The 22,285-nt window shown below is 66.6% G+C and carries 28 protein-coding genes; 7 read left to right on the top strand and 21 right to left on the bottom strand.

Features of this window, described 5'->3' with window-relative positions:
• Nucleotides 1-24: 24 nt before the first annotated feature.
• A complete protein-coding gene (locus tag ACK4FB_RS09545; RefSeq protein WP_409751088.1) occupies nucleotides 25-792 on the top strand; it encodes a lysophospholipid acyltransferase family protein in 768 nt (255 codons plus the stop codon).
• Between the two features lie 67 nt (nucleotides 793-859).
• Here ACK4FB_RS09545 and ACK4FB_RS09540 read toward each other — a convergent pair whose 3' ends face one another.
• Nucleotides 860-1,621 carry a hypothetical protein gene (locus ACK4FB_RS09540; protein ID WP_409751085.1) on the bottom strand — a complete coding sequence of 254 codons (762 nt, stop codon included), beginning with the start codon at nucleotides 1,619-1,621 and terminating at the stop codon, nucleotides 860-862.
• 360 nt (nucleotides 1,622-1,981) lie between these two features.
• Here ACK4FB_RS09540 and ACK4FB_RS09535 point away from each other — a divergent pair, with 360 nt between their 5' ends.
• Nucleotides 1,982-2,356, top strand: a complete 375-nt coding sequence (locus ACK4FB_RS09535) for a hypothetical protein (RefSeq protein WP_409751082.1) — start codon at nucleotides 1,982-1,984, stop codon at nucleotides 2,354-2,356.
• Nucleotides 2,357-2,409: 53 nt separating this feature from the next.
• Here the strand turns inward: ACK4FB_RS09535 and ACK4FB_RS09530 are convergent, their stop codons facing one another.
• The 10 genes from ACK4FB_RS09530 to ACK4FB_RS09485 all read right to left on the bottom strand — a co-directional run bounded on the left by ACK4FB_RS09530 (nucleotide 2,410) and on the right by ACK4FB_RS09485 (nucleotide 10,323).
• Nucleotides 2,410-2,796, bottom strand: coding sequence for a HesB/IscA family protein (locus ACK4FB_RS09530; RefSeq protein WP_021697411.1), 387 nt, complete (start codon nucleotides 2,794-2,796; stop codon nucleotides 2,410-2,412).
• Nucleotides 2,796-3,185, bottom strand: coding sequence for an SUF system Fe-S cluster assembly protein (locus tag ACK4FB_RS09525; protein ID WP_409751134.1), 390 nt, complete (start codon nucleotides 3,183-3,185; stop codon nucleotides 2,796-2,798). Before ACK4FB_RS09525 ends, ACK4FB_RS09530 begins: the two co-directional genes overlap by 1 nt.
• Nucleotides 3,186-3,190: 5 nt before the next feature.
• Nucleotides 3,191-4,459 (bottom strand): aminotransferase class V-fold PLP-dependent enzyme, encoded by a 1,269-nt coding sequence (locus tag ACK4FB_RS09520; protein WP_409751131.1) that lies wholly within the window; start codon nucleotides 4,457-4,459, stop codon nucleotides 3,191-3,193.
• Nucleotides 4,460-4,464: 5 nt separating this feature from the next.
• Complete coding sequence (gene sufD, locus ACK4FB_RS09515) at nucleotides 4,465-5,484, bottom strand: Fe-S cluster assembly protein SufD (RefSeq protein ID WP_409751079.1); 1,020 nt, start codon at nucleotides 5,482-5,484, stop codon at nucleotides 4,465-4,467.
• Nucleotides 5,481-6,230: a Fe-S cluster assembly ATPase SufC gene (gene sufC, locus ACK4FB_RS09510; protein WP_409751076.1), complete on the bottom strand. Its 750-nt coding sequence runs from the start codon at nucleotides 6,228-6,230 to the stop codon at nucleotides 5,481-5,483. The genes sufD and sufC overlap by 4 nt, the downstream gene beginning before the upstream one ends.
• A 1-nt stretch (nucleotide 6,231) precedes the next feature.
• The gene (locus tag ACK4FB_RS09505; protein WP_409751073.1) at nucleotides 6,232-6,513 is read right to left on the bottom strand and encodes a hypothetical protein; all 282 of its coding nucleotides are present in this window, start codon (nucleotides 6,511-6,513) and stop codon (nucleotides 6,232-6,234) included.
• 352 nt (nucleotides 6,514-6,865) lie between these two features.
• A complete protein-coding gene (locus tag ACK4FB_RS09500; RefSeq protein WP_409751070.1) occupies nucleotides 6,866-7,201 on the bottom strand; it encodes a GIY-YIG nuclease family protein in 336 nt (111 codons plus the stop codon).
• A 63-nt stretch (nucleotides 7,202-7,264) separates the two neighbouring features.
• A complete protein-coding gene (gene sufB, locus ACK4FB_RS09495) occupies nucleotides 7,265-8,731 on the bottom strand; it encodes a Fe-S cluster assembly protein SufB (RefSeq protein ID WP_196838210.1) in 1,467 nt (488 codons plus the stop codon).
• Nucleotides 8,732-9,868 (bottom strand): cysteine desulfurase family protein, encoded by a 1,137-nt coding sequence (locus ACK4FB_RS09490; protein WP_409751066.1) that lies wholly within the window; start codon nucleotides 9,866-9,868, stop codon nucleotides 8,732-8,734.
• The gene (locus tag ACK4FB_RS09485; RefSeq protein ID WP_409751063.1) at nucleotides 9,865-10,323 is read right to left on the bottom strand and encodes an Rrf2 family transcriptional regulator; all 459 of its coding nucleotides are present in this window, start codon (nucleotides 10,321-10,323) and stop codon (nucleotides 9,865-9,867) included. Before ACK4FB_RS09485 ends, ACK4FB_RS09490 begins: the two co-directional genes overlap by 4 nt.
• Nucleotides 10,324-10,482: 159 nt before the next feature.
• On the opposite strand from ACK4FB_RS09485, the gene ACK4FB_RS09480 reads away from it, so the two are divergent.
• The gene (locus ACK4FB_RS09480; protein WP_292105265.1) at nucleotides 10,483-11,133 is read left to right on the top strand and encodes an alpha/beta hydrolase; all 651 of its coding nucleotides are present in this window, start codon (nucleotides 10,483-10,485) and stop codon (nucleotides 11,131-11,133) included.
• Between the two features lie 3 nt (nucleotides 11,134-11,136).
• Here the strand turns inward: ACK4FB_RS09480 and ACK4FB_RS09475 are convergent, their stop codons facing one another.
• Nucleotides 11,137-11,814 (bottom strand): DUF6624 domain-containing protein, encoded by a 678-nt coding sequence (locus ACK4FB_RS09475; RefSeq protein WP_409751060.1) that lies wholly within the window; start codon nucleotides 11,812-11,814, stop codon nucleotides 11,137-11,139.
• A gap of 153 nt (nucleotides 11,815-11,967) precedes the next feature.
• Here ACK4FB_RS09475 and rnhA point away from each other — a divergent pair, with 153 nt between their 5' ends.
• Nucleotides 11,968-12,420, top strand: a complete 453-nt coding sequence (gene rnhA / locus ACK4FB_RS09470; protein WP_409751128.1) for a ribonuclease HI — start codon at nucleotides 11,968-11,970, stop codon at nucleotides 12,418-12,420.
• 12 nt (nucleotides 12,421-12,432) lie between these two features.
• Here rnhA and ACK4FB_RS09465 read toward each other — a convergent pair whose 3' ends face one another.
• The gene (locus ACK4FB_RS09465; RefSeq protein WP_409751057.1) at nucleotides 12,433-12,891 is read right to left on the bottom strand and encodes an NfeD family protein; all 459 of its coding nucleotides are present in this window, start codon (nucleotides 12,889-12,891) and stop codon (nucleotides 12,433-12,435) included.
• 3 nt (nucleotides 12,892-12,894) lie between these two features.
• Nucleotides 12,895-13,893 carry an SPFH domain-containing protein gene (locus ACK4FB_RS09460; RefSeq protein ID WP_409751125.1) on the bottom strand — a complete coding sequence of 333 codons (999 nt, stop codon included), beginning with the start codon at nucleotides 13,891-13,893 and terminating at the stop codon, nucleotides 12,895-12,897.
• 210 nt (nucleotides 13,894-14,103) lie between these two features.
• On the opposite strand from ACK4FB_RS09460, the gene ACK4FB_RS09455 reads away from it, so the two are divergent.
• Nucleotides 14,104-14,940 carry a hypothetical protein gene (locus ACK4FB_RS09455; RefSeq protein ID WP_409751054.1) on the top strand — a complete coding sequence of 279 codons (837 nt, stop codon included), beginning with the start codon at nucleotides 14,104-14,106 and terminating at the stop codon, nucleotides 14,938-14,940.
• Here the strand turns inward: ACK4FB_RS09455 and ACK4FB_RS09450 are convergent.
• Genes ACK4FB_RS09450 through ACK4FB_RS09425 form a run of 6 tightly spaced genes read right to left on the bottom strand, consistent with a single transcriptional unit; the run spans nucleotide 14,937 to nucleotide 19,241 of the window.
• Entirely contained in the window at nucleotides 14,937-15,815 is an 879-nt protein-coding gene (locus ACK4FB_RS09450; RefSeq protein ID WP_409751051.1) for a DUF817 domain-containing protein, read from the bottom strand. The two genes, ACK4FB_RS09455 and ACK4FB_RS09450, sit on opposite strands and share 4 nt — an antisense overlap.
• Before the next feature lie 7 nt (nucleotides 15,816-15,822).
• Nucleotides 15,823-16,284, bottom strand: coding sequence for a preQ(1) synthase (gene queF, locus ACK4FB_RS09445; protein ID WP_409751049.1), 462 nt, complete (start codon nucleotides 16,282-16,284; stop codon nucleotides 15,823-15,825).
• Between the two features lie 48 nt (nucleotides 16,285-16,332).
• Nucleotides 16,333-17,379, bottom strand: a complete 1,047-nt coding sequence (locus tag ACK4FB_RS09440; protein WP_409751046.1) for an enoyl-CoA hydratase/isomerase family protein — start codon at nucleotides 17,377-17,379, stop codon at nucleotides 16,333-16,335.
• Nucleotides 17,376-17,801, bottom strand: a complete 426-nt coding sequence (locus tag ACK4FB_RS09435; RefSeq protein WP_409751043.1) for a type II toxin-antitoxin system VapC family toxin — start codon at nucleotides 17,799-17,801, stop codon at nucleotides 17,376-17,378. The genes ACK4FB_RS09440 and ACK4FB_RS09435 overlap by 4 nt, the downstream gene beginning before the upstream one ends.
• Entirely contained in the window at nucleotides 17,779-18,087 is a 309-nt protein-coding gene (locus ACK4FB_RS09430; protein WP_409751040.1) for a type II toxin-antitoxin system Phd/YefM family antitoxin, read from the bottom strand. Before ACK4FB_RS09430 ends, ACK4FB_RS09435 begins: the two co-directional genes overlap by 23 nt.
• Nucleotides 18,088-18,101: 14 nt before the next feature.
• A complete protein-coding gene (locus tag ACK4FB_RS09425) occupies nucleotides 18,102-19,241 on the bottom strand; it encodes an acyl-CoA dehydrogenase family protein (protein WP_409751037.1) in 1,140 nt (379 codons plus the stop codon).
• A 110-nt stretch (nucleotides 19,242-19,351) separates the two neighbouring features.
• Here ACK4FB_RS09425 and ACK4FB_RS09420 point away from each other — a divergent pair, with 110 nt between their 5' ends.
• Both ACK4FB_RS09420 and hemB read left to right on the top strand, forming a co-directional pair.
• Nucleotides 19,352-19,837: a DUF4870 family protein gene (locus ACK4FB_RS09420; protein ID WP_409751034.1), complete on the top strand. Its 486-nt coding sequence runs from the start codon at nucleotides 19,352-19,354 to the stop codon at nucleotides 19,835-19,837.
• Between the two features lie 11 nt (nucleotides 19,838-19,848).
• On the top strand, nucleotides 19,849-20,850 hold the full coding sequence (hemB, locus tag ACK4FB_RS09415; protein ID WP_409751031.1) for a porphobilinogen synthase: 1,002 nt from the start codon (nucleotides 19,849-19,851) through the stop codon (nucleotides 20,848-20,850).
• 12 nt (nucleotides 20,851-20,862) lie between these two features.
• Here hemB and ACK4FB_RS09410 read toward each other — a convergent pair whose 3' ends face one another.
• The gene (locus tag ACK4FB_RS09410) at nucleotides 20,863-22,200 is read right to left on the bottom strand and encodes a PAS domain S-box protein (RefSeq protein ID WP_409751028.1); all 1,338 of its coding nucleotides are present in this window, start codon (nucleotides 22,198-22,200) and stop codon (nucleotides 20,863-20,865) included.
• Nucleotides 22,201-22,285 lie beyond the last annotated feature (85 nt).

Raw genomic sequence — 22,285 nt, 5'->3', positions numbered from 1 at the left:
GCGATTCACAGCCAAGGTCGCGGCATGCGCAGTTTCGCCTTCGCCCTCGCCTATTGGCCCCTCTCCATCCTGCATACGCTGGCCGCCGCCTTCGCCGCCCTCACGCCCGGTCGCGGTCTCGTCCGCGCCGTTATCCGCAGCTATGTGCGCTCCATGGTCTGGGCCATGCGCGCCCTCGCCGGCATCCGTATTCAGGTGCGCGGCAGGGAGCGCCTGCCCGAGGGCGCCTTCATCCTCGCCTGCAAGCACCAGTCCTGGGGCGACGGCTTCTCCATCTACAACCAGTTTGACGATCTGGCCTTCGTCACCGGCGACCATCTGGAGCGGTTTCCCCTGCTGGGGACGGTTCTGCGAAAACTGGGCGCCATCGTGGTCAACAACTGCGGCGGCAGCGAAGCCCGCAAGGCCCTCGCCACACGCGCCGCAGAGGCCCACGCCGAGGGCCGCAAGATCCTGATCTATCCCGAGGGCAATCTGGCGAAGGTCGGCGAGAAATATCGCTACCGCTCGGGCGTCTGGCACATGTACCGCGACTTCCAGATGCCGGTTGTCCCCGTGGCCACCAACTTGGGCCTGTTCTGGCCGCAGGAGGCCTACGAAAAGCACCCCGGAACCGCCACCCTTGAGTTCCTCGACCCTATCCCGCTCGGTCTGGGCAAGGACGCGTTCATGGCGCGGCTCGAAGCCGCCGTTGAAGCCCGCACCGCTGAACTGGTGGCCGAGGTCACAGGCGATCCCGTCACGCCCGCGGTGCAGGTCCCCACCCCCGACGAGGCCCGGCGCGCGGCCTGACACCCCACGCAAGAAAAAAGGCGCCGGCGAACCGGCGCCTTTTCAGACGGCTGTCAGATGGCAGCGATCAGATGCGCGAAGGCGGGATGTCGCCCGTCCGCGATTGCTCCGCGCGGATGCGATCATCGCTGATCGAATCGTCTCGCTGGGTGTCGGTCCCGGTGAAGCTGCGAGGCTCCTGGGCGACCGCCTCGGTGCGGTAGCGCGCGCGTTCAGCCATCACCCGATCGCGGTCATAGGGCTCGGCGGACTCATCGAAGCGCTCCCAGCCCTCGCTGCGATAGGCGCTGCCGCGCTTCTCGGCGATCACGCCGCCGTGGCGCTCCAGAACCGCCTCCACATCATTCGCGCGATCGTCGGATACGCGAACGCTGACGAGAGAGCCGCCGCGGCGCACGCCCTCGGCGTAGACATGGGCGTCCTCCTCGCTCTCACCGTCCTTGGTGAGCGCGCCGACCAGACCACCGGTCGCGCCGCCGGCAACCGCGCCGCCGATCGCGCCGGCCGCCGTCGCCGCCAGCCAGCCGGCCGCCACGACCGGGCCGACGCCCGGAATGGCGAGCATGCCGAGACCGGCGAGCAGTCCCGCGCCGCCGCCGAGGGCCGCACCAACACCTGCGCCGGTCGCCGCGCCTTCACCGGCCTTGTTGCCATGATCGTGGTCGTCGTGATGCTTCGCGGCGTCCGTCGATCCGTCCGCCGCGTGCCACTCCTCGGTGTTGTTGGAGATCAGGCTGATATTGTGGCTGTCATAGCCGTCGTTCTCGAGGCTTCGAATGGCGTCCAGCCCGTCGGAATAGTGGTCGAATAGGCGTGTAATCGTACGCATGATCATCGGTCTCCTGAAATGGCGGCCAGACTGGACGGAGAGCCGATCGGCTCGCTGAACGCTGGCGCTGGGGGTTGCCCCAGACCAACCGGCGAAGGCGAGAATTGTTCAGATTCAACAGAAATCAATAACGCGAAGTTATCACTTTCATATAATCCGCGATACACTTCCACACAATGTAATAAATATCTTCACATTTAATATGTATTCGTCAAATTTGAGAGCGACAAGCCACTCAACTTGTACTTTGACAGCAAATCTTTTATTTCAACATCCCGGCGAATGGATGAGATGATTTTGGAACAAACCCGTGATCGGGCGGTTGTGGCCACATCTTTCAGAGGATTCAGGAGAATCACCATGCGCCTCACCATGAGCGTCACCCTATCCGCCCTGCTCGCCGCCGCTTCGCTCGCGGCCTGCTCGGAACCCAACCAGCCCATGAACGAGGCCGTGAATGAGGATCTCAATACGGCCCCTATGGCTAGCCAGACCGAAGGCGCCAACTCCTTCACCGAAGGTCAGGCGCGTGGTCACATCGAGAACGCCGGCTACACGAACGTCTCCGCCCTGACGCTCACCGACAGCGGGCTGTGGCAGGGCACGGCCACCCGCGACGGCCAGACCCAGAATGTTTCCGTGGACTACCGCGGCGCCGTCTCCACGACGCCGGAAGGCGCGGCTGCGCCCATGGCGAGCGACGCCGACGCGGTGACCATGCCCGATCAGAACTGAGCTGACGCTGCGGTCGTGTCTCCGGACACGGCCGCGGCTCCGGCCCGCGTTCGCTAGCCCTTCGCGGGAATGATCGTCACGCTCTCACCGCACCCGCAGGCGTCCGTCTCGTTCGGATTGCGGAACACGAATTTCGACGCCAGCTTCGACGTCTCGTAATCGATCTCGGTCCCGATCAGGAACAGCACCGCCTTGGGATCGATCAGGATGGTGACGCCCTTGTCCTCCACCACCTCGTCCAGCGGCTCGACCGCCTCGGCATAGGCGAAGGTGTATTCCTGCCCCGCGCAGCCGCCGTTCTTCACCCCCACGCGCAGGCCCACATAGGGCTGCTCCGCCTTGGCCATGATCGCCTTGACGCGCGCGGCGGCGGCGTCCGTCAGGGTGACGGCCTTGGGGCGCGGGCGGCGCGGACGGGCGGTGGTCTGAAGCTCGGTCATCAGAACATGTTCAGTTGCAGCTTGGCCTCGTCGCTCATGCGCGAGGGGTCCCACGGCGGGTCGAACACCAGATTGGCGCGGGCCGACTTGACGCCCTCCACCGTCCGCACCGCATCCTCGACCCAGCCCGGCATCTCGCCGGCCACCGGGCAGCCCGGCGCGGTCAGGGTCATCTCCACCACCACGTCGCGGTCGTCGGACACGTCCACCTTGTAGATCAGGCCCAGCTCATAGATGTCGACCGGGATTTCCGGATCGAACACGGTCTTGAGCGCCGTGACCAGCTCGTCGGTCAGGCGGTCCAGTTCGGCCTGGTCCAGGGCCCCGGTCTTCGGTGCGTCCCAGGCTTCGGCGAAGGTGGCGTTATCGGTGATGGGCTTATCGTCCATGGTCATCAGATAAAGAACTCGCGCGCCTTGATCAGCGCATCCACGAAGGCGTCGGCGTCCTCCGTCGTATTATATAGGGCGAACGAGGCGCGCGCGCTCGACGTCACCCCCATTCGTTTCGCCAACGGCTCGGCGCAGTGCAGGCCCGCCCGCACCGCCACGCCGTAGCGGTCCATGATCTGGGCGATGTCATGGGCGTGGGCGCCGTCCACGGTGAAGGTCAGGATGGCCCCCTTCCCGTCCGCCTCGCCCAGCACCCGCAGCCCGTCGACCCCGTCCAGCCGCGCCCGCGCATGGGCGTACAGCGCCTGTTCGTGGGCGATGATCTGGGCCTTGTCGAAGCCCATCAGCCATTCCAGCGCCGCGCCCAGGCCGATGGCCTCCAGGATCGGCGGCGTCCCCGCCTCGAACCGGTGCGGCGGCTTCGCATAGGTGACCCGGTCTTCCTCCACCGTCTCGATCATCTCGCCGCCGCCCTGCCACGGCGGCAGGCTGTCCAGCGCCTCGGCGGTTCCATACAGCGCCCCGATGCCCGTGGGCCCATACAGCTTGTGGCCCGTCAGCACGTACCAGTCGCAGCGGATGGCCTGAACGTCCGGCGCGGCGTGCACCGCCCCCTGGCATCCGTCGATCAGCACCCGGGCGCCGGCAGCGTGCGCCAGCCGCGTGATCTCGGAGATCGGGTTGATGGTGCCCAGCACATTGGACATGTGCGTCACCGCCACGACCTTGGTCCGCTCGGTCAACAGCGCCTCGAACGCCGCCATGTCCAGCGACCCGTCGTCCAGCACCGGCGCCCATTTCAGCACCGCGCCGCACCGCTCGCGCAGCATGTGCCAGGGCACGATGTTGGAGTGGTGCTCCATCTGGCTGACGATGATCTCGTCGCCCGGCTGAAGGCTCTGGCCCACGCCCGCCGCCACCAGATTGATCGCCTCGGTCCCGCCCTTGGTGAAGACGATGTTCGTCTCGGCCTCCGCGTTCAGAAACCGCGCCACGGTCGCCCGCGCGCCCTCGAACGCCTCGGTGGTCTCATTGGCCAAGGTGTGAAGACCCCGGTGGACATTGGCGTAGCTGCCCGACATGGCGCCGGTCATGGCCTCGATCACCGCCCGGGGCTTCTGGGCCGACGCAGCGGAATCCAGATAGACCAGCGGCCGCCCGTTCACCGTCCGCGACAGGATCGGGAACTGCGCCCGCGCGGCATGGGCGTCAAATCCTCCCCCATCGGGGGAGGGGGACCGCGCAGCGGTGGAGGGGGCGGCGGCCGTCACGGTGTTCACAGCCGCGCCTCCAGCCATTCCCGCACCCTTTCCCGCGCGCCCTCGTGATCGATGCGGTCCACCACCTCGATCAGGAACGCCTGCACCAGCAGGGCCCGCGCCTCGTCCGCCGACAGGCCGCGCTGCTGCATGTAGAACAGGGCGCTCTCGTCCAGCGCCCCCACCGTATTGCCGTGCGCGCACTGCACGTCGTCGGCGTAGATCTCCAGCTCCGGCTTGGCGTCCACTTCGCCCCGTTCCGACAGGATCAGGGCGTGATGCCCCATGCGCGCATCGGTGCCGTCGGCCCCGCGCTGAACAATGATCTTGCCCTGGAACACGCCCCGCGCCTGATCCCGCACCACGCCCTTGGTCAACTGCGAGGTGACCCCGTTCAGCCCCGAATGGCTGACCACGCTGGTCATGTCCGCATGGCGCGCGCCCGTCAGCAGATAGACGCCGTCCATCCGCACGTCCGTCCCCTGACCGCCGTGAGTCAGGTGCGTCTCCTGCCGCTGCAGTTTCGCCCCGGTCAGCAGGGTCGTCTGGCGGAACGTCCCGCCCGGCGCCACGGCGACCCTCGCCTCGGCCACCGAGATGGCGTCCTCCGGCTCCTCGACCAGCACCACGCGCGTGACCTCGGCGCCCGCCGGGATGTCGATATCCAGCCGGTTGTGCGCCACATAGCCGGCGCCCGACCCCTCATGGCTTTCCAGCAGCAGCAGCTTCGCCCCCGGCTTCACCGCGATGCGCGCGGCGGCGCTGTGGCCGGTGTTCGTCGCCTCCGACACGAAGCGCAGGCGCAGGGTCTGCTCGCCCGAGGCCACGAAGGCGTCCGCCCCCACGGCCCGCCCGTTGGCGAACGCCATCTCCTCGCCGCCCAAGGCCGCGAACGGCCCGCCCGGCGCGACGGACGCGTCCGGCGACGGCTCAGGCGCCTCGCGCAGAACCCGGCGCAGGTCGCTGTATTTCCAGGCCTCCACCCGCCGCGACGGGAAGGTGGCCGGATCGTTGAGGTTCAGGACCGCCGCGCTCACGCCGCCGCCGGAAGGAACTTGTCGTAGCCTTCCGCCTCCAGTTCGTGGGCCAGTTCTGGCCCGCCCGAGGCGACGATGCGCCCGGCCGCCAGCACGTGCACCCGGTCCGGTTTGATGTAGTCCAGCAGGCGCTGATAGTGGGTGATCACCAGCATCGACCGCTCCGGCGAGCGCAGGGAGTTCACCCCCTCGGCCACGATGCGCAGGGCGTCGATGTCGAGGCCCGAGTCCGTCTCGTCGAGGATAAGCAGACTGGGCTCGAGAAGCGCCATCTGCAGGATCTCCATGCGCTTCTTCTCACCGCCGGAGAAGCCCACGTTCAGGGGCCGCTTCAGCATGTCGAAATCCATCTTCAGGGCCTTCGACGCCTCGCGCACCTTCTTGAGGAAGTCCGGCGCCGAGATCTCCGCCTCGCCGCGCGCGCGCCGCTGGGCGTTCACCGCCGTGCGCACGAAGGTCAGGGCCGGCACCCCCGGGATCTCGATGGGATACTGGAACGACAGGAACACGCCCTTCGCCGCCCGCTCCGCCGGGTCCAAGGCCAGCAGGTCCTCGCCCCGCCAGGTCGCGGACCCCTGCGCCGCCTCATAACCGGGCCGCCCGGCCAGGGCGTAACCCAGGGTCGACTTCCCCGCCCCGTTCGGCCCCATGACCGCATGCACCTCCCCCGCCGGCACGTCGAGCGTCAGGCCGTTCAGGATGGGTTTGTCGTCGAGAGTGACGTGGAGGTTGTTGATAGAGAGCACTTTAATTCTGAACCTTTTGAGGCCCGTTGGCCCAATGGGGAGGGAGAACGCCGAAATGGCCGAGGGTCCGGAACCTTCGTTTTGCAGGACTCCAGACGGCGAGCGAGTAAGGCAAGGGATCGGGAAAATAGGCCCAGACCCGCTCCGCAAGGACCCAGAGTTCATCGCCGACCCGAGCCCACCACCAGAAATCGGCGTCGATCTTGTCCATTCGCGGTTCGCTGGCCTGCGCTGCAAAATCCTCACGCCGGTTCCATGATGCCGGGGTCTCGGCGCGCCTCATGAACTCCCGGAACTCACCCTCATCTCTGAGCTCAAGAGCGTAGGTCGGAAGCACCGTGCGCGTCGGCTGCCACTCGTAAGGGGGCTCACCGAGAGGACGCGCAGCAGGAGCCACTTGCCTGGGCCGTGACTTGCTGAACCACCCAAACATTACGCCACGCTCCCTTCCAGCGAGATCGCCAACACAACATCCGTCATCCTCGGGCTTGTCCCGAGGACCCATTTGTCGGGACCCGCGAGCCCCAGGTCAGCGCGCGCGGACGGCCGCCACGAACTCGAAGGATCCATGCCGCTGGACGATGAGTCCTCGGGACAAGCCCGAGGATGACGGAGGGTGGGGGCAAAAGCTGCGCTTACTCGTCCGTCGGTCCGTGCTTCCACACCGGCGCTCGATCCCACTCCAGCGACAGGTCGTCCCAGTCGGGATTCTCCCGCTCGATCAGATTGATCTTCCAAGCGCGCAGATACCGCTTCAGCGACTTCTCGCGCCGGATGGCGGACGTCATCAGCTCGAATGGTTCGAACCAGACCAGGCGCTTCAGGCCGTGCTCCTTTGTGAAGCCCGGAAAGGCCCCCGTCCGGTGCTGGTGTACGCGCTGATAGAGGTTGCTGGTCACGCCGGTGTAGAGCGTTCCGAACGGCTTGTTCGTCACGATATAGGCGGCGATCAGAGGGCGTTCGCGTCCCATGCGGTCGAGAATGCGGACAAATGGGTCCTCGGGACAAGCCCGAGGATGACGGAGGCTGGAGGATCATCCGACCGACCCCTCCAGCGAGATCGCCACCAGCTTCTGCGCCTCCACCGCGAACTCCATGGGCAGTTCCTGCAGCACGTCGCGGACGAAGCCGTTGACCAGCAGGGCCACCGCCTCCTCCTCCGACAGGCCGCGCTGTTGCGCATAGAACAGCTGGTCGTCCGACAGGCGCGTGGTGGTGGCCTCGTGCTCCAGCTGGGCCGAGCCGTTCTTCGCCTCGATATAGGGCACGGTATGGCTGCCGCAGTCCTTGCCGATCAGCAGGCTGTCGCACTGGGTGAAATTGCGCACCCCGGTCGCCTTGGGGTGCACCGACACCAGCCCGCGATAGGTGGAATCCGACTTGCCCGCCGACACCGCCTTGGCGATGATCCGGCTCTTCGAGTTCTTGCCCAGATGGATCATCTTGGTGCCGGTGTCGGCCTGCTGATGCCCGTTGGTGATGGCGATGGAATAGAACTCGCCCGAGCTCTCTTCGCCCTTCAGGATGCAGGACGGATATTTCCAGGTGACGGCCGAGCCGGTCTCCACCTGGGTCCAGCTGACCTTGGACCGGTCGCCCCGGCAGTCGGCGCGCTTGGTGACGAAATTGTAGATGCCGCCCTTGCCCTCGGCGTCGCCGGGGTACCAGTTCTGGACCGTCGAATATTTCACCTCGGCGTCGTCCAGCGCCACGATCTCCACCACCGCGGCGTGCAGCTGGTTCTCGTCGCGCATGGGAGCGGTGCAGCCCTCCAGATACGAGACGTAGCTGCCCTTGTCGGCGATGATCAGGGTGCGCTCGAACTGGCCCGTCTGGCTCGCATTGATGCGGAAATAGGTCGACAGCTCCATGGGGCAGCGGACCCCCGGCGGCACATAGACGAACGAGCCGTCCGAAAAGACCGCGCTGTTCAGCGCCGCGAAATAGTTGTCCGACACCGGCACCACCGTGCCCAGGTACTGGCGCACCAGCTCGGGGTGTTCGCGCAGGGCCTCGGAGATCGGCATGAAGATCACGCCGGCCTTCTTCAGCTCTTCCTTGAAGGTGGTGACCACGCTGACGGAGTCGAACACCGCGTCCACCGCATAGCGCGGCGCGCCCTCGACCCCCGCCAGAACCGCCTGCTCCTTCAGCGGAATGCCCAGCTTTTCGTAGACCGCCAGCAGTTCCGGATCGACCTCGTCCAGCGACTTGGGCCCGTCCTTCTTCTTGGGCGCGGCGTAGTAGTACAGGTCCTGATAGTCGATGGGCTGGTAGCGCACCGCCGACCAGGTGGGCTCCTCCATGGCAAGCCAGCGCTCATAGGCGGCCAGACGCCATTCCAGCATCCACTCGGGCTCGCCCTTCTTCTCGGAGATGAAGCGCACGATGTCGGTGTTCAGGCCCTTGGGCGCGAATTCCTGCTCGATGTCGGAGGTGAAGCCGTGCTTGTACCGCTCCAGTTCCGCGACCGTGTCGATTGTCTCTTTAACTGCAGCCATTTACGCGACTTCCTTCGCGCGCACACTCAGGCGCGCGACATGCTTTTCAAATGCGGCGGTCCAAACGTCCGCGAACCTCGTCCAGTCGGAGTTCTGCGTGCCCCAGCCGCCCGAAGCGCGCACCGCGCCCGTGGCCAGCCGATCCAGCCCCATGGCGACCAGCGTCTTGGACGGCTTGGTCTTGCCCGACGAACAGGCGCTGCCCGCCGACACCATGACGCCCGCCAGATCCAGCCCGATCAGCTGCTGCGGGCTGTCCCAGCCCTCCACCGCCAGGAACAGGGTGTTGGGCAGACGATCCACCGCCTCGCCCACCACCACCGCGCCCGCCGCCTTGACCCGCCCGGCCGCCGCGTCGCGCCAGACCACATGATCCGCCGCCTGCGCCAGCTCGCCGCCGGCGATCTCGGCCGCGACGCCGAAGCCGGCGATGCCCGCCGTGTTCTCGGTGCCCGCGCGCAGGCCCCGCTCCTGCCCGGCGCCGTGCAGGATGCGCACAAGAGTCAGCCCTTCGCGCGCCACCAGCGCGCCGACGCCCTGCGCCGCGCCCAGCTTGTGCCCAGACAGGGTCAGGGTGTCCGCGTCCAGCGCCCGCATGTCCACGGCGATCTTGCCCGCCGACTGGATGGCGTCCACGTGCAGCCAGCCGCCCGCTGCCCGCACCAGCGCTGCGGCCTCGACGATGGGCTGGATCACGCCGCTCTCGTTGTTCGCATGATGGATGGCGACCGCCGCCCGGCCCGGCCGCTGCAGCGCCCCGGCCAGCCAGTCCAGATCGACCACGCCGTTTCCGTCCACGGGCAGGACCTCCACCGGGATGCCGCTGGCCATCGCCGCCTCGGCCACGCACGGATGCTCGGTGGCCGACACGATCAGCCGTTCGCATCCCGCCGCGATGGCGCTGGCGATCCCTTGCGCATTGGCCTCGGTCCCGCCGCTGGAGAACACCACCGCGGTCGGATCGGCCCCGACCAGCGCCGCCACCTGGGCCCGCGCTGTCTCGATGCGCGAGCGGGCGCGCCGGCCCAGCGCGTGCACCGCATTGGGGTTGCCCCCCTCGGCCAGCACCTCGGCCATGATCGCCCGCACCTGCGGCCGCACCAGCGCCGTCGAATTGTAGTCCAGATAGATGCTCACGCCGCCACCCCCTCGCGCGCATCCAGCTGGGAAGAACGGCGCGTCCGGCGCATGACCACGTCCTCCAGGCTGACGCTGGACAGATAGCGGTGGATTTCGTCGCCCAGTCCGGCCCACAGGTCATGGGTGATGCAGCGTTCGCCGCCGATCATGCAGCCCTTGGGCGAGCCCTGCACCGCACAGCGGGTGGCCCGGATCGGCTCGTCCACCGCCAGTACGATGTCGGACACCATGATCTCCGAGGACGCCGACGACAGGCGGTATCCCCCGCCCGGGCCGCGCACGCTCTTGACCAGCCCGGCCCGGCGCAGGCGGGCGAACAACTGCTCCAGATAGCTGAGGGAGATTTCCTGCCGCGCGGCGATCTCCGCCAGCGACACGGCGCGCTCACGACCATGGCGGGCCAGATCGGCCATGGCCATCACAGCGTACCGTCCCTTTGTCGAAAGTCGCATCGCGCACCTCAAGAAATCGCGCGCTTTTCGGGGCTCCTGTGCTAGAACCCGCGGCTTCATGGGCCATGGCGCGTGGGGTGGAGATATAAAGTCCTACCCCCATGGTCAAGTATTACGCAGCTGCGAAACGACAGTTGAAGACGGGATTCCACCAGATTCATGCCTGAAGTCATCCTGAGCGGCGCCTCCGGTCGCATCGAGGCCCGCTATTCCCCCGGCAAGCGCGAGAACGCGCCCATCGCCCTGATCCTGCATCCGCACCCCAAGGCGGGCGGGCACATGAACAATCCGGTTGCGGTGCATCTGTACCAGCTGTTCCAGAAACGCGGCTTCGCCACCCTGCGCTACAACTCGCGCGGCGTGGGCAAGTCCCAGGGCGAGTTCGACTCCGGCATCGGCGAGCTGGCCGACGCCGCCACCGCCCTGGACTGGCTCCAGACCGAGAACCCCGCCGCCAGCCAGACCTGGGTCGCCGGCTATCAGTTCGGCGCCTACATCGGCATGCAGCTTTTGATGCGCCGGCCCGAGACGGACGGCTTCATCTCCGTGTCGCCGCCCACCAACATCTACGATTTCAGCTTCCTGGCCCCCTGCCCGGCCTCGGGCCTGTTCCTGCACGGCACCGCCGACACCATCGTCCCGCCCGTCGAGGTTGAGCGCGTGGTCAACAAGCTGCGTACCCAGAAGGGCATCACCATCGACTACGAGCTGGAAGAGGGAGCCACCCACTTCTGGCAGGACCACCTGCCCGCGGTGGAACGCCGCGTCGGCGCCTATCTGGACATGCGCCTGGAAGCCGACCCGGCCTGATCGTCAGGCGCAGGGCGGCTGCTGCTCCATATGCTCGACCAGCGCTGAAAGCGGTGCGGCGATATCCATCTCCGCACGCCGCGCCTCCACTTCGTCCGGATTTTCTAGCGGGGCCAGGGTCCAGCGTTCTTCGACGCAGACGAACTGTGTTCCATATCGCTGTGGCCGCCCCTCACTGATTGCGAGCCGGTCATACATCATGGCGAAGCTCTCACCCGCCACCTCCCCGCTTTCGACCAGCGGCTGCAAGACAGGCAGGAACCTGCGCCACAGCGCTTCGTCTCCGTGCTGCACGATGCGGAAAGCGGCAGTGGCGGCTTCGTCGCCATAGCGGCTGCGGAGAAACCATCCCTCTTCGGGAATCATGGTCATGAGCGCCGCCTGATTTTCAGCGTCGATGCGGCCCATCACGCGGCCGATCGCCTCAAACGCCTCGCCCCGTTGCTCTGGCGGCAGAGCCGATACATCCACCTCGCCTATGCGCCAGCGGCCGGCCTGATCCAGCCGGCCCATCCGCTCCAGCCGCTCCCGATCGGTCGCGGGTGGCGGCAGGGCGGCCTGCCGCTCGATTTCCGCCTCGATGGCTTCGATGACCGGAGCGATGGCTTGGCGAATATCAGGGCCCGGTTCACCCGAACCCGGCGCCTGCAACGCCAGCATGGTGAGCAACAGCGCGATCATCGTCGTTCTCCGTTACCCGCGCTCGACGCCCAGCGTCCTGAGCGAAGCGTCATCCAGAAGAATGGCAGCCCGGCCCTCGATGTCTTCGATTTTCAACTGGATCATGGCTCTTCTCCTGCGGAGAGAATAGTGACATTTCCCCTCCTCTCCAAAATGTCGGCAGGTCCCTTGTCCCACGTCATCATCCACACCGACGGCGCCTGTCGCGGCAACCCCGGTCCCGGCGGCTGGGGGGCGGTGATGCACTGGGGCGAGCGTGAGAAAGAGCTGTGGGGCGGCGAGAAGCTGACCACCAACAACCGCATGGAGCTGATGGCCGCCATTCAGGCGCTCGAGGCCCTGACGCGCCCCTGCAAGGTCGAGCTCCACACCGACAGCAAATACGTCATGCAGGGCATCGAGCAGTGGATCCACGGCTGGAAGGCCCGCGGCTGGAAGACCGCCGACAAGAAGCCGGTCAAGAACGAGGACCTGTGGAAACGCCTCGACGCCGCCCGCGCCCGCCACGACGTGCGCTGGCGCTGGGTCAAGGGTCACGCCGGCCACCAGTGGAACGAGCGCGCCGACGCCCTCGCCAACCGGGGCGTGGATGAGCTGAAAGGTTAGCGCCCGGTCTGACTAGACCGCCCGCACCTTCAGGCGCGACCCGCTGACCGACTCCACCACCACCGCCTGGCCCACCATGGGCGCCTCGCCGTCGATCTCGGCGGCCCATTCGGACCCCGAGATGAACACCCGGCCGCGGCCCTCGGCGAAGGCCTGGACCACCTGGGCGCGCTGGCCAATCAGCCGGCTGTCGCGGTCGTTGATGTCGGCGGCGTCGCCCGGATTGATCCGCTTGATGAAGCGCCGCGCCAGAACCGTGAACACCACCGTCAGCAACGCGAAAACGATCAGTTCCCCGGCCCAGCCCAGCGGCAGGCCCAGGGCGGTCAGCACGGCCACCACCCCGGCGGCGGCGGCGGGCCACAGCAACCATTCGGTGGTCATGCTGACCTCGATGGCCAGCAACGCCACGCCGATGGCCAGCCAGATCCAGAACGGCTGCGCCGAATAGAGGTCGATCAGCCAGTCCATGGCCTACTCCGTGCCGGGGACCGATCCGCGCGGACGGCGCGGGGCGGTCTGGGGCGGCGGCGGCGAGTTCGTGGTGGTCGGACGCGGCGCGGGGCGCGTGGCCTGACGATCGTCGCGGCGATCCTGTTGCTGTTCCCGGGCCAGACCGACCAGTTCGCCCAGGCCGGCGATGGTGCCGACCAGTCCGCCCATCTCGGCGGGGACGATGACGGTCTTCTGCTGCGGGCTGCGGGCCAGCTCGGCGAAGGCCTCGACGTATTTCTGGGCCACGAAGTAGTTGATGGCGTTGACGTCGCCGGCGGCGATGGCTTGGGACACCATGGCGGTGGCGCGGGCCTCGGCCTCGGCTTCCCGTTCACGGGCCTCGGCGTCGCGGAAGGCGGCTTCCTTGCGGCCCTCGGCCTCCAGGATGGCGGCCTGCTTGGCGCCCTCGGCCCGGGCGATGGCGGCCTGCTTCTCGCCGTCCGCCTCGGTGATGATGGCCCGGCGCTCACGTTCGGCCTTCATCTGGCGGGCCATGGCGTTGGTGATGTCCACCGGCGGCGTCAGGTCCTTGATCTCGATGCGGTTGACCTTGACGCCCCACGGCTCGGTGGCCGCGTCGATCACGGTCAGCAGGCGCGAGTTGATGCTGTCGCGCTGGAACAGCACCTCGTCCAGCTCCATGGAGCCCACGACGGTCCGCAGATTGGTCGAGCACAGCTGGGTGATGGCGTAGTTCAGATCATCGACCCGGTAGGCCGCCGCCGAGGCGCTCATCACCTGGATGAAGACAATGGCGTCCACCTTCACCATGGCGTTGTCCTTGGTGATGACCTCCTGCTGGGGCACGTCCAGGACCTGCTCCATCATGTTCATGCGCCGCCCGATGCCTTCGACGAAGGGCGTCAGGAAGCTGATGCCGGGGCTCAGGGTCCGGGTGTACTTCCCGAACCGCTCAACGGTGAACTCGCGCCCCTGGGGCACGATCTTGATGACGCTGAACGCCAGCGCGATGGCCATCACCACCACGACGATCGCAAATACGGACAAACCCACAGGCAGCCTCCCTTTTTCCCGTCCAGCTTATCGCGCCGCGCACCGCGCGACCATCGAAACCGGAACGGGGCCGATTACATCCGCGTCATCGGGGCTGTAAGGCCCCTTCCCAAAGCGGATTGATCGACAGCACTCGCCGGGGTGAACTCGTTTACATCCAGCAGGAAAAGACGAATGCCGCACTTGCCGTTTGGCTATCCCTTCGAGATCAAAACGCGCATGTCGCCCTCCTCGGTGAAGGGCCGCATCCGCGCCCGCAAGAAGGGGTGGTTTGATCCGAACACTGGCGCACGCGGCTGGATAGTCGGCTCTTTGATGTGCCTCTGGTTGAGCCCGTTCAACCGCTACGGGCCGATGTTGCTCGGCTGGATTTCAGCGGATGGTGCAAGCACGCGCATTCTTGGGCGAGCCGGCTCTGACTTGAACGGCATGCTCATGCTTGCGGTGTGTTTCCCCTTTATCGTCCTGATGGCCTTCATCGCCTTTCGGGAAGAATCATTCGGGGGCATTCTGCTGGGCGTCGGCCTTATTTCCCTCTTTCCCCTGACCCTCTGGATAAACCACAAGGCAAGGCGAGAGGCGGACCCTTTGGTTCGATTTCTTGAGGATGCCGTCTCGGCATCAGGGAAATCGCTCCGGCAAAGATCGACCCGTTCCATGACCATCACGGGACCGCTCATCCTGAGCATCGGCGGAGAGAAATGGAACGGGAACCTGACACCGGCCGCGATCTATGACGCCCTGCTCGATCTGGGCGACAGTGACTTTTTAATCGTGGAATCTGCTGACGAAACCTACATCCAGATGATGGCGACGGATGGAGGCTTCATCATTGAGAAGCGCGACGGCGGCGGCGAGCGTCATTTCAAGGCGTCGAGACAGGCGCCGTCCTCCAGAAAGGCCGCGCGGAAGGCGGACGTCTGGCCCTTCGAAGAAACTATGGCCGTACTGGCGGCTTATGTGTCGAACGAGCCCACACCGCACTTCGTTAGGTGGGAGCCGCTGCGCTAGCCAAGGCGCCCTGAGTCAGCGCCTCGCTCCGCCTGCGGCCGATGCACCAGCGACACCAGAACCACGCTGATGATCATCAGCAGATACCAGCTGCCCAGCTTGGCCAGGGACACCGGTGCCCAGCCGTCCGCCTGATCCGGATAGATCCAGGCCCGCGAGAAGGTGCCCAGGTTCTCCGCCACCCAGATGAACAGGGCGACCAGAAAGAACCCCAGCAGAATGGGCATCCACCTCCGCTTCCGATCCGGCGTGAAATAGAACCGTCCGCGCCAGAACAGCACCGCCGTGAGCGCGAACAGCCCCCAGCGCACATCCATCACCCAGTGATGGGCGAAGAAGTTCACATAGATCCCCGCCGCCAGCAGCCAGGTGGTCCACAGCGGCGGATAGCCCGTGAACCGGATGTCGAAGATGCGCCAGATGCGGGCGATATAGCTGCCCACCGCCGCATACATGAAGCCCGAGAACAGCGGCACCTCGCCGATCCGCAGCAGGCTGGGCTCGGGATAGATCCACGACCCTGCCGCCGTCTTGAACAGTTCCATGATCGTCCCGACCACATGGAAGACGAAGATCACCTTCGCTTCGTCCCAGCTCTCCAGCTTCAGCAGCAGCATGGCCGCCTGTATCGCCACCGCCCCGATGACCAGGAAGTCGTACCGGGCCAGCGGCGCGTCCTCGGGATACAGCAGGTGCGTCCCCAGCAGCAGGACCAGCATCAGTCCGCCGAACAGGCAGGCCCAGCCCTGCTTGATGCCGAACAACAGGAACTCGAAGCCCCAGCGGGTCGCGCGCCGCCGGTCGGCCCAGTCCTGCAGCCGCAACAGATGCGCCCGCCCCCAGGCCTCGAGCGGGAGACGGCGCGCCTCGCTCATGGAAGCGTCAGCCCCGGCCGCGATACGTCGGCACGCCCTGATCCGGCAGCCACAGGCCTTCCGGCGCCGGGCCGGTCTGCCAGAACACGTCGATGGGAATGCCCCCGCGCGGATACCAGTAGCCGCCGATTCTCAGCCATTTGGGCGCCAGCAGGTCGGCAAGCCGCTTGCCGATGGCCACCGTGCAGTCCTCGTGGAACGCCCCGTGGTTGCGGAACGAGGTGAGGTACATCTTCAGGCTCTTGGACTCGACCAGCCAGTCTCCCGGCGCATAGTCGATCACCAGATGGGCGAAATCCGGCTGGGCCGTCACCGGGCACAGGCTGGTGAACTCCGGCGCGGTGAAGCGCGCCAGGTACAGGGTGTCAGCGTGCGGATTGGGAACGCGCTCCAGAACGGCCTGTTCGGGGCTGTCGAAGCCCCGCACATCGCCGCCGAGCTGGGTGAGGCCGGAAGTGTTCGTGGTCATGACCCCGCTTTAGCGCCTCGCCGCGCCCCGGTCATCACCTCAGAGCGGTCAGGCCAGCGGCGTCCATTCCTCATCGGCCGGCAGCGGCGCGAACAGGGCGTCCAGATTCGCGTCGGTGACGCCCGCCAGATCAGCCGGCGACCACTTCGGCGCATTGTCCTTGTCCACGATCACGGCGCGCACCCCCTCCTGGAAGTCGTGGGTGCGCACGACCCGCCCGCCCAGCCGGTACTCCATGGCCATGTTCTCGGCGAAGGATGTCAGTCCCGCCCCGGTGCGGATCTGGCGCAGCGAAACCTTCATGGACTGGGGCGACTTGGTCTTCAGGATCGACAGCTGTTTCAGCGCCCACTCCGACCCGTCCGCTTCCAGCGTCGCGAAGATGGCCTCCACCGTGTCATGGCCGAACAGCCGGTCGATGGCCGCGCGGTGCTCGCCCAGCGGCGCCGGGCCAGGATCGGCGGCGAAGCGCTCCGCGACAGCCTTCGGATCGGCCGGTTCGGCCGTCAGGGCCGCCTTCAGCGCCTCGACCTGCTCCGCCGGCATGAAGTGGGTATGGATGCCCAGCGCCACCGTGTCCGCCGCCTTCAGCCGCGCCCCGGTCAGGGCCAGCCACACGCCCGTCTGGCCCGGCAGGCGCGGCAGGAACCAGCCCCCGCCCACGTCCGGGAACAGGCCGATTCCCGTCTCCGGCATGGCGTAGGTGGTCCGCTCGGTGGCGATGCGCACGTCCGCCGGCTCGCTAATCCCCACGCCCCCGCCCATGACGATGCCGTCCACCAGCGCCGTCACCGGCTTGGGATAGTCGAACAGCAGATGGTTCAGCCGGTATTCCGCATGGAAGAAGGCCTTGGCCTCCGACGCATCCCCCGCCCCGCTCTCGGCGATCATGCGGATGTCGCCCCCGGCGCAGAAGCCCCGCTCGCCCGCATGGTCGATCAGCACCGAGTGGACCGCCGGATCGTCCCGCCAGTCCAGCAGCGCCGCGATCATCGCCTCGCACATGCCCTTGTTCAGCGCATGGATGGCTTTCGGCCGGTTCAGGGTGATCACGCCGAGGCCGGTCTCGACGCGGGTGAGGATTTCGTCGGTCATTCTTGATCCCGTAAGTCGAAAATCGGTTGTCCGGCCGCCGATGCCGCCGAAAGAAGCGCTGCGTCTCTCGACGCCAGACCTGCGTCCAGTCCCAGACACAGCCAGAGATAGCTGGCGTCGAATAAGCTCAGTCCCCGGTCCGCCGCCACCCCTGAAAGGCGTCTCAAATGCCGCCGTCCCAATGGTCGGGCCATCTCGATCTGGAATTCGTCGAGACGCTGATAGGCCAGATTCAAGTCAAACCGCGGATCTCTACGCGTCTGTCGGAGCAGGAGGTTGCCGACCTCCCATTGAAAGATGTCCGGCGCCGCCAGGTGATACGAGTCCAGTTCCAGCAAGAAGGACTCCGCCGACCGGGTCGATTGGCTCGCAAGGAGCCAGGACGCAGCGGCCGAGGCGTCAACGATAATGGTCTTCGTCACGCGCCACGACCTTCAGCTCCTCCCAGGACATCTTCGACCAATCCGGATCAGGAATCTGCTGGTTGCGGAACGCCTTGGTACGAACCGCAAGCTCCGCCGCCGGAAGCCGTCGCCGCTTGGTCTCAGGCGCCAATCTGGCGATGGGCTTGCCGTGTCGCGTGATCAGGATGGGTTCCCCGGACTCGAGGACGTCATCCAGCAGCGTGGACAGGTTTGTCTTGGCCTCAAGCACGCCTACGGACCGCATAATGACCTCCAGATCATAATTGTGGTCAGAATAACTCAAGCCCGACGATCTGGCTACTGCCGCAGCATCTCCCGCGCGGTGATCACGCGCATGATCTCGTTGGTGCCTTCCAGGATGCGGTGCACACGCAGGTCGCGCACGATGCGCTCCAGCGGATAGTCCTTCAGGTAGCCGTAGCCCCCATGCAGTTGCAGCGCCTCGTCGGCGATCTGGAAACAGGCGTCGGTGGCCAGCCGCTTGGCCATGGCGCACCACTTGGTCTTCTCCGGGTGGGCCGTGTCGATGGCCCAGGCGCCCCGCAGCACCATCAGCCGGGCGGCGTCCAGCTGGGTCGCCATGTCCGCCAGCTTGAACTGGGTGTTCTGGAACTCGGCCAACGCCTTGCCGAACTGCTTGCGGCTGGCGACGTACTCCTGCGCCGTCTCCAGCGCCAGCCGCGCCCCGCCCAGCGAGCAGGCCGCGATGTTCAGCCGCCCGCCGTCCAGTCCCATCATGGCATAGCGGAATCCGTCGCCCTCCTTGCCCAGCAGGTTCGCCGCCGGCACGCGGCAGTCGTCGAACTGGACGATGGCCGTGGGCTGGGCGTTCCAGCCCATCTTCTTCTCCTGCGCGCCGAAGCTCAGGCCCGGCGTGTCCTTGTCCACCACGAAGGCGCTGATGCCCCTGGCGCCCTCCCCGCCGGTGCGGGCCATGACCACATAGATGTCCGACGTCCCCGCGCCCGAGATGAAGGCCTTGGAGCCGTTCAGGACGTAGTGATCCCCGTCCTTCACCGCCGTGGTCCGCAGCGCCGCCGCGTCCGACCCCGAGCCCGGCTCGGTCAGGCAATAGCTGGCGATCCTGTCCATGCTCACCAGCGACGGCACATAGCGCACGCGCAGGTCGTCGGAGCCGAACCCGTCGATCATCCAGGTGGCCATGTTGTGGATCGAGATGAAGGCCGCCACGGACACGTCGCCCCGCGACAGTTCCTCGAAGATCACCGCCGCCTCGACCCTGCCCAGCGCCATGCCGCCGTGCTCCTCGCCCGCATAGATGCCGCAAAATCCCATCTCGGCCGCCGCCTTCATCACGTCGACGGGAAAGTGCTTTTCCTCGTCCCAGCGGGCGGAATGGGGCGCCAGTTCGGCCTCGGCGAAGGCGCGTGCGGCCTCCTGAATGGCGCGTTGATCCTCGGTGAGGGCGAAGTCCATGAACATCCCTGAAGTCGTCGCGGCTTTGCGCCGCTGTTGCGATTGGTCTATGCGGCGGCCTGAACGGCGCGTCGTCGGGGGCTGACGGCGGAATCCATGAGGAGACCCGCATGAGCGACACCGCTAATACCGGACAGGGACGCGATCCGTCGAGCGATGATCGCAACCTGGCCATGGTCGGCCACGCCCTGATGTTCGCCTCCCCCTTCGTCTTCGGCCTCACCGCCCTGATGGCCGTGGTCATCGCCTATGTGCGCAAGCCCGAGTCCGAGCCGCTGGCGTGCAGCCACTACCGCTACCAGATCCGCCATTTCTGGATCGGCTTCGCCGTGGCCATGATCGCCTTCATCGCCCTGGCCGTCGGAGTGGTGTTCCTGTTCGTGGATCTGGTCCGGCTGGTGATCGCCAATGCGCCGGGCGACCCCTGGAAGGCGGTGGCCATGCAGGTGCACCCGGAAATGCCCGTGGTCTTCTTTGTGGGTGTGTTCGTGTTCCTGATCGCCTACGCCCTGGCCAGCCTGTGGGTCATCATCTCCTCGGTCATCGGCATGCTGCGCCTGGGCGCCCAGCAGCCCATGGGCCGCGTTTCGGTCTGAAAGTTCCGGTCATGAGCGTCTTCACCCCCGCCCCCTTCCCCGCCGCCCGCCCGCGCCGTCTGCGCCGCACCCCGTGGGTCCGCTCGCTGGTGGCCGAGCATGTGCTGACCCCGTCGGACCTGATCTGGCCCCTGATCGTCCATGACGGCCCCGAGGACCGCGTCCCCGTCCCCTCCATGCCCGGCGTCGATCGCCTCAGCCCGAAGGCCGCCGCCGAGGCCGCGAAGGAAGCCGCATCGCTGGGCATCCCCGCCGTGGCCCTGTTTCCCAACATCGATCCGTCGAAGAAGGATGCGGAAGCTTCCGGCGCCGTGGATCCCGACGGCCTGATCCCCGACTGCATCAAGGCCATCAAGGACGCCGCGCCCCAGATCGGCGTCATGACCGATGTGGCGCTGGACTGCTTCGCCGACCACGGCCACGACGGCCTGATCGAGGACGGCGTCATCGTCAACGACGCCACCCTGGACCGTCTGGCCGAGATGGCCTTCATCCACGCCCATGCGGGCGCCGACATGGTGGGACCGTCGGACATGATGGACGGCCGCGTGGCCGCCATCCGCGACGCGCTGGAGGCCAACGGCTTTCAGGACGTGCTGATCCTGTCCTACGCCGCCAAATACGCCTCGGCCTTCTACGGCCCCTATCGCGACGCGGTCGGCTCCGCGAAGGCCCTGACCGGCGACAAGAAGACCTATCAGATGGACTTCGCCAATTCCGAGGAGGCCCTGCGCGAGGTGGCCGCCGATCTGGCCGAGGGCGCCGACGCGGTGATGGTCAAGCCGGGCCTGCCCTATCTGGACATCGTGCGCCGCATCCACGAGGCGTTCCACGTGCCCACCTTCGCCTATCAGGTGTCCGGCGAGTACGCGATGATGCGCGCCGCGGCCACGAGCGGCTGGCTGGACGAGGACCGCGCCGTCATCGAGACCCTCACCGCCTTCAAGCGCGCCGGCTGCGCGGGCGTTCTGACCTATTTCGCCCCCCGCGCCGCCCGCCTGCTGGGCGCCTGACCTGTCGCGTCGCTACAGCGGGAAGGCCACTTCCACCACCAGGCCCGCCGGGTCCCACGTCCGCGTGATCGTGCCCTTGATCTGACCGACCACCCCGGCTTTCAGCACCGAGCCGAACCCCTCGCGTGTGGGCGGCGCCACGGGCGGCCCCCCGGCCTCGCGCCAGACCAGCGTCACCTGACCACCCTCCAGCGTCCAGGTCACCGACACCTTGCCGCCTTCGCGGCTGCAGGCGCCGTACTTGTTCGCATTGGTGGCCATCTCGTGCATCAGCATGCTGACGGGCTGAACCTGCTCGGGTGACAGCCCGACCTCCGGCCCCTGCACCTCGATGCTGTCCCGCGGGCACAGGGCCTCCAGCTCCTCGCGCACCACATCCTCCAGCCGCCCGCCCTCCCAGCGCCGGCTGGCCAGGGACGTCTGCGCCCGCGCCAGGGCGTTGATCCGGCCCGCCAGGATGGTCTTGTAGCTCTCCAGATCATCCGCCCGCGTCAGCTGCGCCAGCGAGTGCACCACCGTCAGCACATTGCGCGCCCGGTGATCCACCTCCCGCATCAGCAGGCTGCGCGCCATCTCGTTGCGTTTCTCATCGCTGATGTCCCGCGCCTCGATGATCGTGCCCACCACATTGGCCTCATTGTCCTGGACCGGACTGGCGGTGAAGGCGACCGGATAGAAGGACCCGTCCTTGTGGACGAAAACCTCCTCCCCCTGCGTCCCCACCTTCTCCGGAAAGCTGCGGTCTATGGGGCAGTCCTCCAGCGGAAAGGGCGTGCCGTCCGGATGGGTGTGGTGGATCACGTCATGAAGGGGGCGTCCTGTGACCTCGGCGAACGAGAACCCGGTCAGTTCCTCCGCCGCCTTGTTCATGAATACGCAGTGCTGCTGCTCATTCATCAGGAACACGGACATGGTCGTATTGCTCAGGATCGCGTCCAGCCGCGCCGAAATTTCCCGCAACTCGGACTCGATCTTCCGATGGCTGGTGATGTCCTGAATGGCCGCGTAGAAGACCCGGTCGCCCTCCTCGTCGAACATCTGAAGCTTGACCGAAACGTTGTAGTCCGTCCCGTCCTTGCGCCGGTGGATCGTTTCGAAATCCAGCCGCTCCACCGCGCCCGTTTGCAGCGGACGGACCATATCCAGAAATTCAGCGCGAGATATCTGGGGTTTCAGATCCCATGGCGTCAGCTGATGAAGCTCACCCATGGTATAGCCGAGGTTCTCGCGCGCGCCCTTGTTGACCAGCCGAAAGCGAAAGTCCTCATCGGAGAAGATGTAGACCTCGCTGGCCGCTTCCTCGACGATGCGCCCGAGGCGATCGCTGGTCAGACCGATTCCGCTACCCATGCCCGAAAGTTCCGCCCCGACCGGTTTGCCGCCTGACACTTCCTAATGGAGTCGGTGATCACGCGACAGTCACATTGACGCTCCG

This window comes from Brevundimonas sp., assembly GCF_046299535.1.
Lineage (GTDB): Bacteria > Pseudomonadota > Alphaproteobacteria > Caulobacterales > Caulobacteraceae > Brevundimonas.
This window is presented reverse-complemented; position numbering and strand designations above follow the sequence as displayed.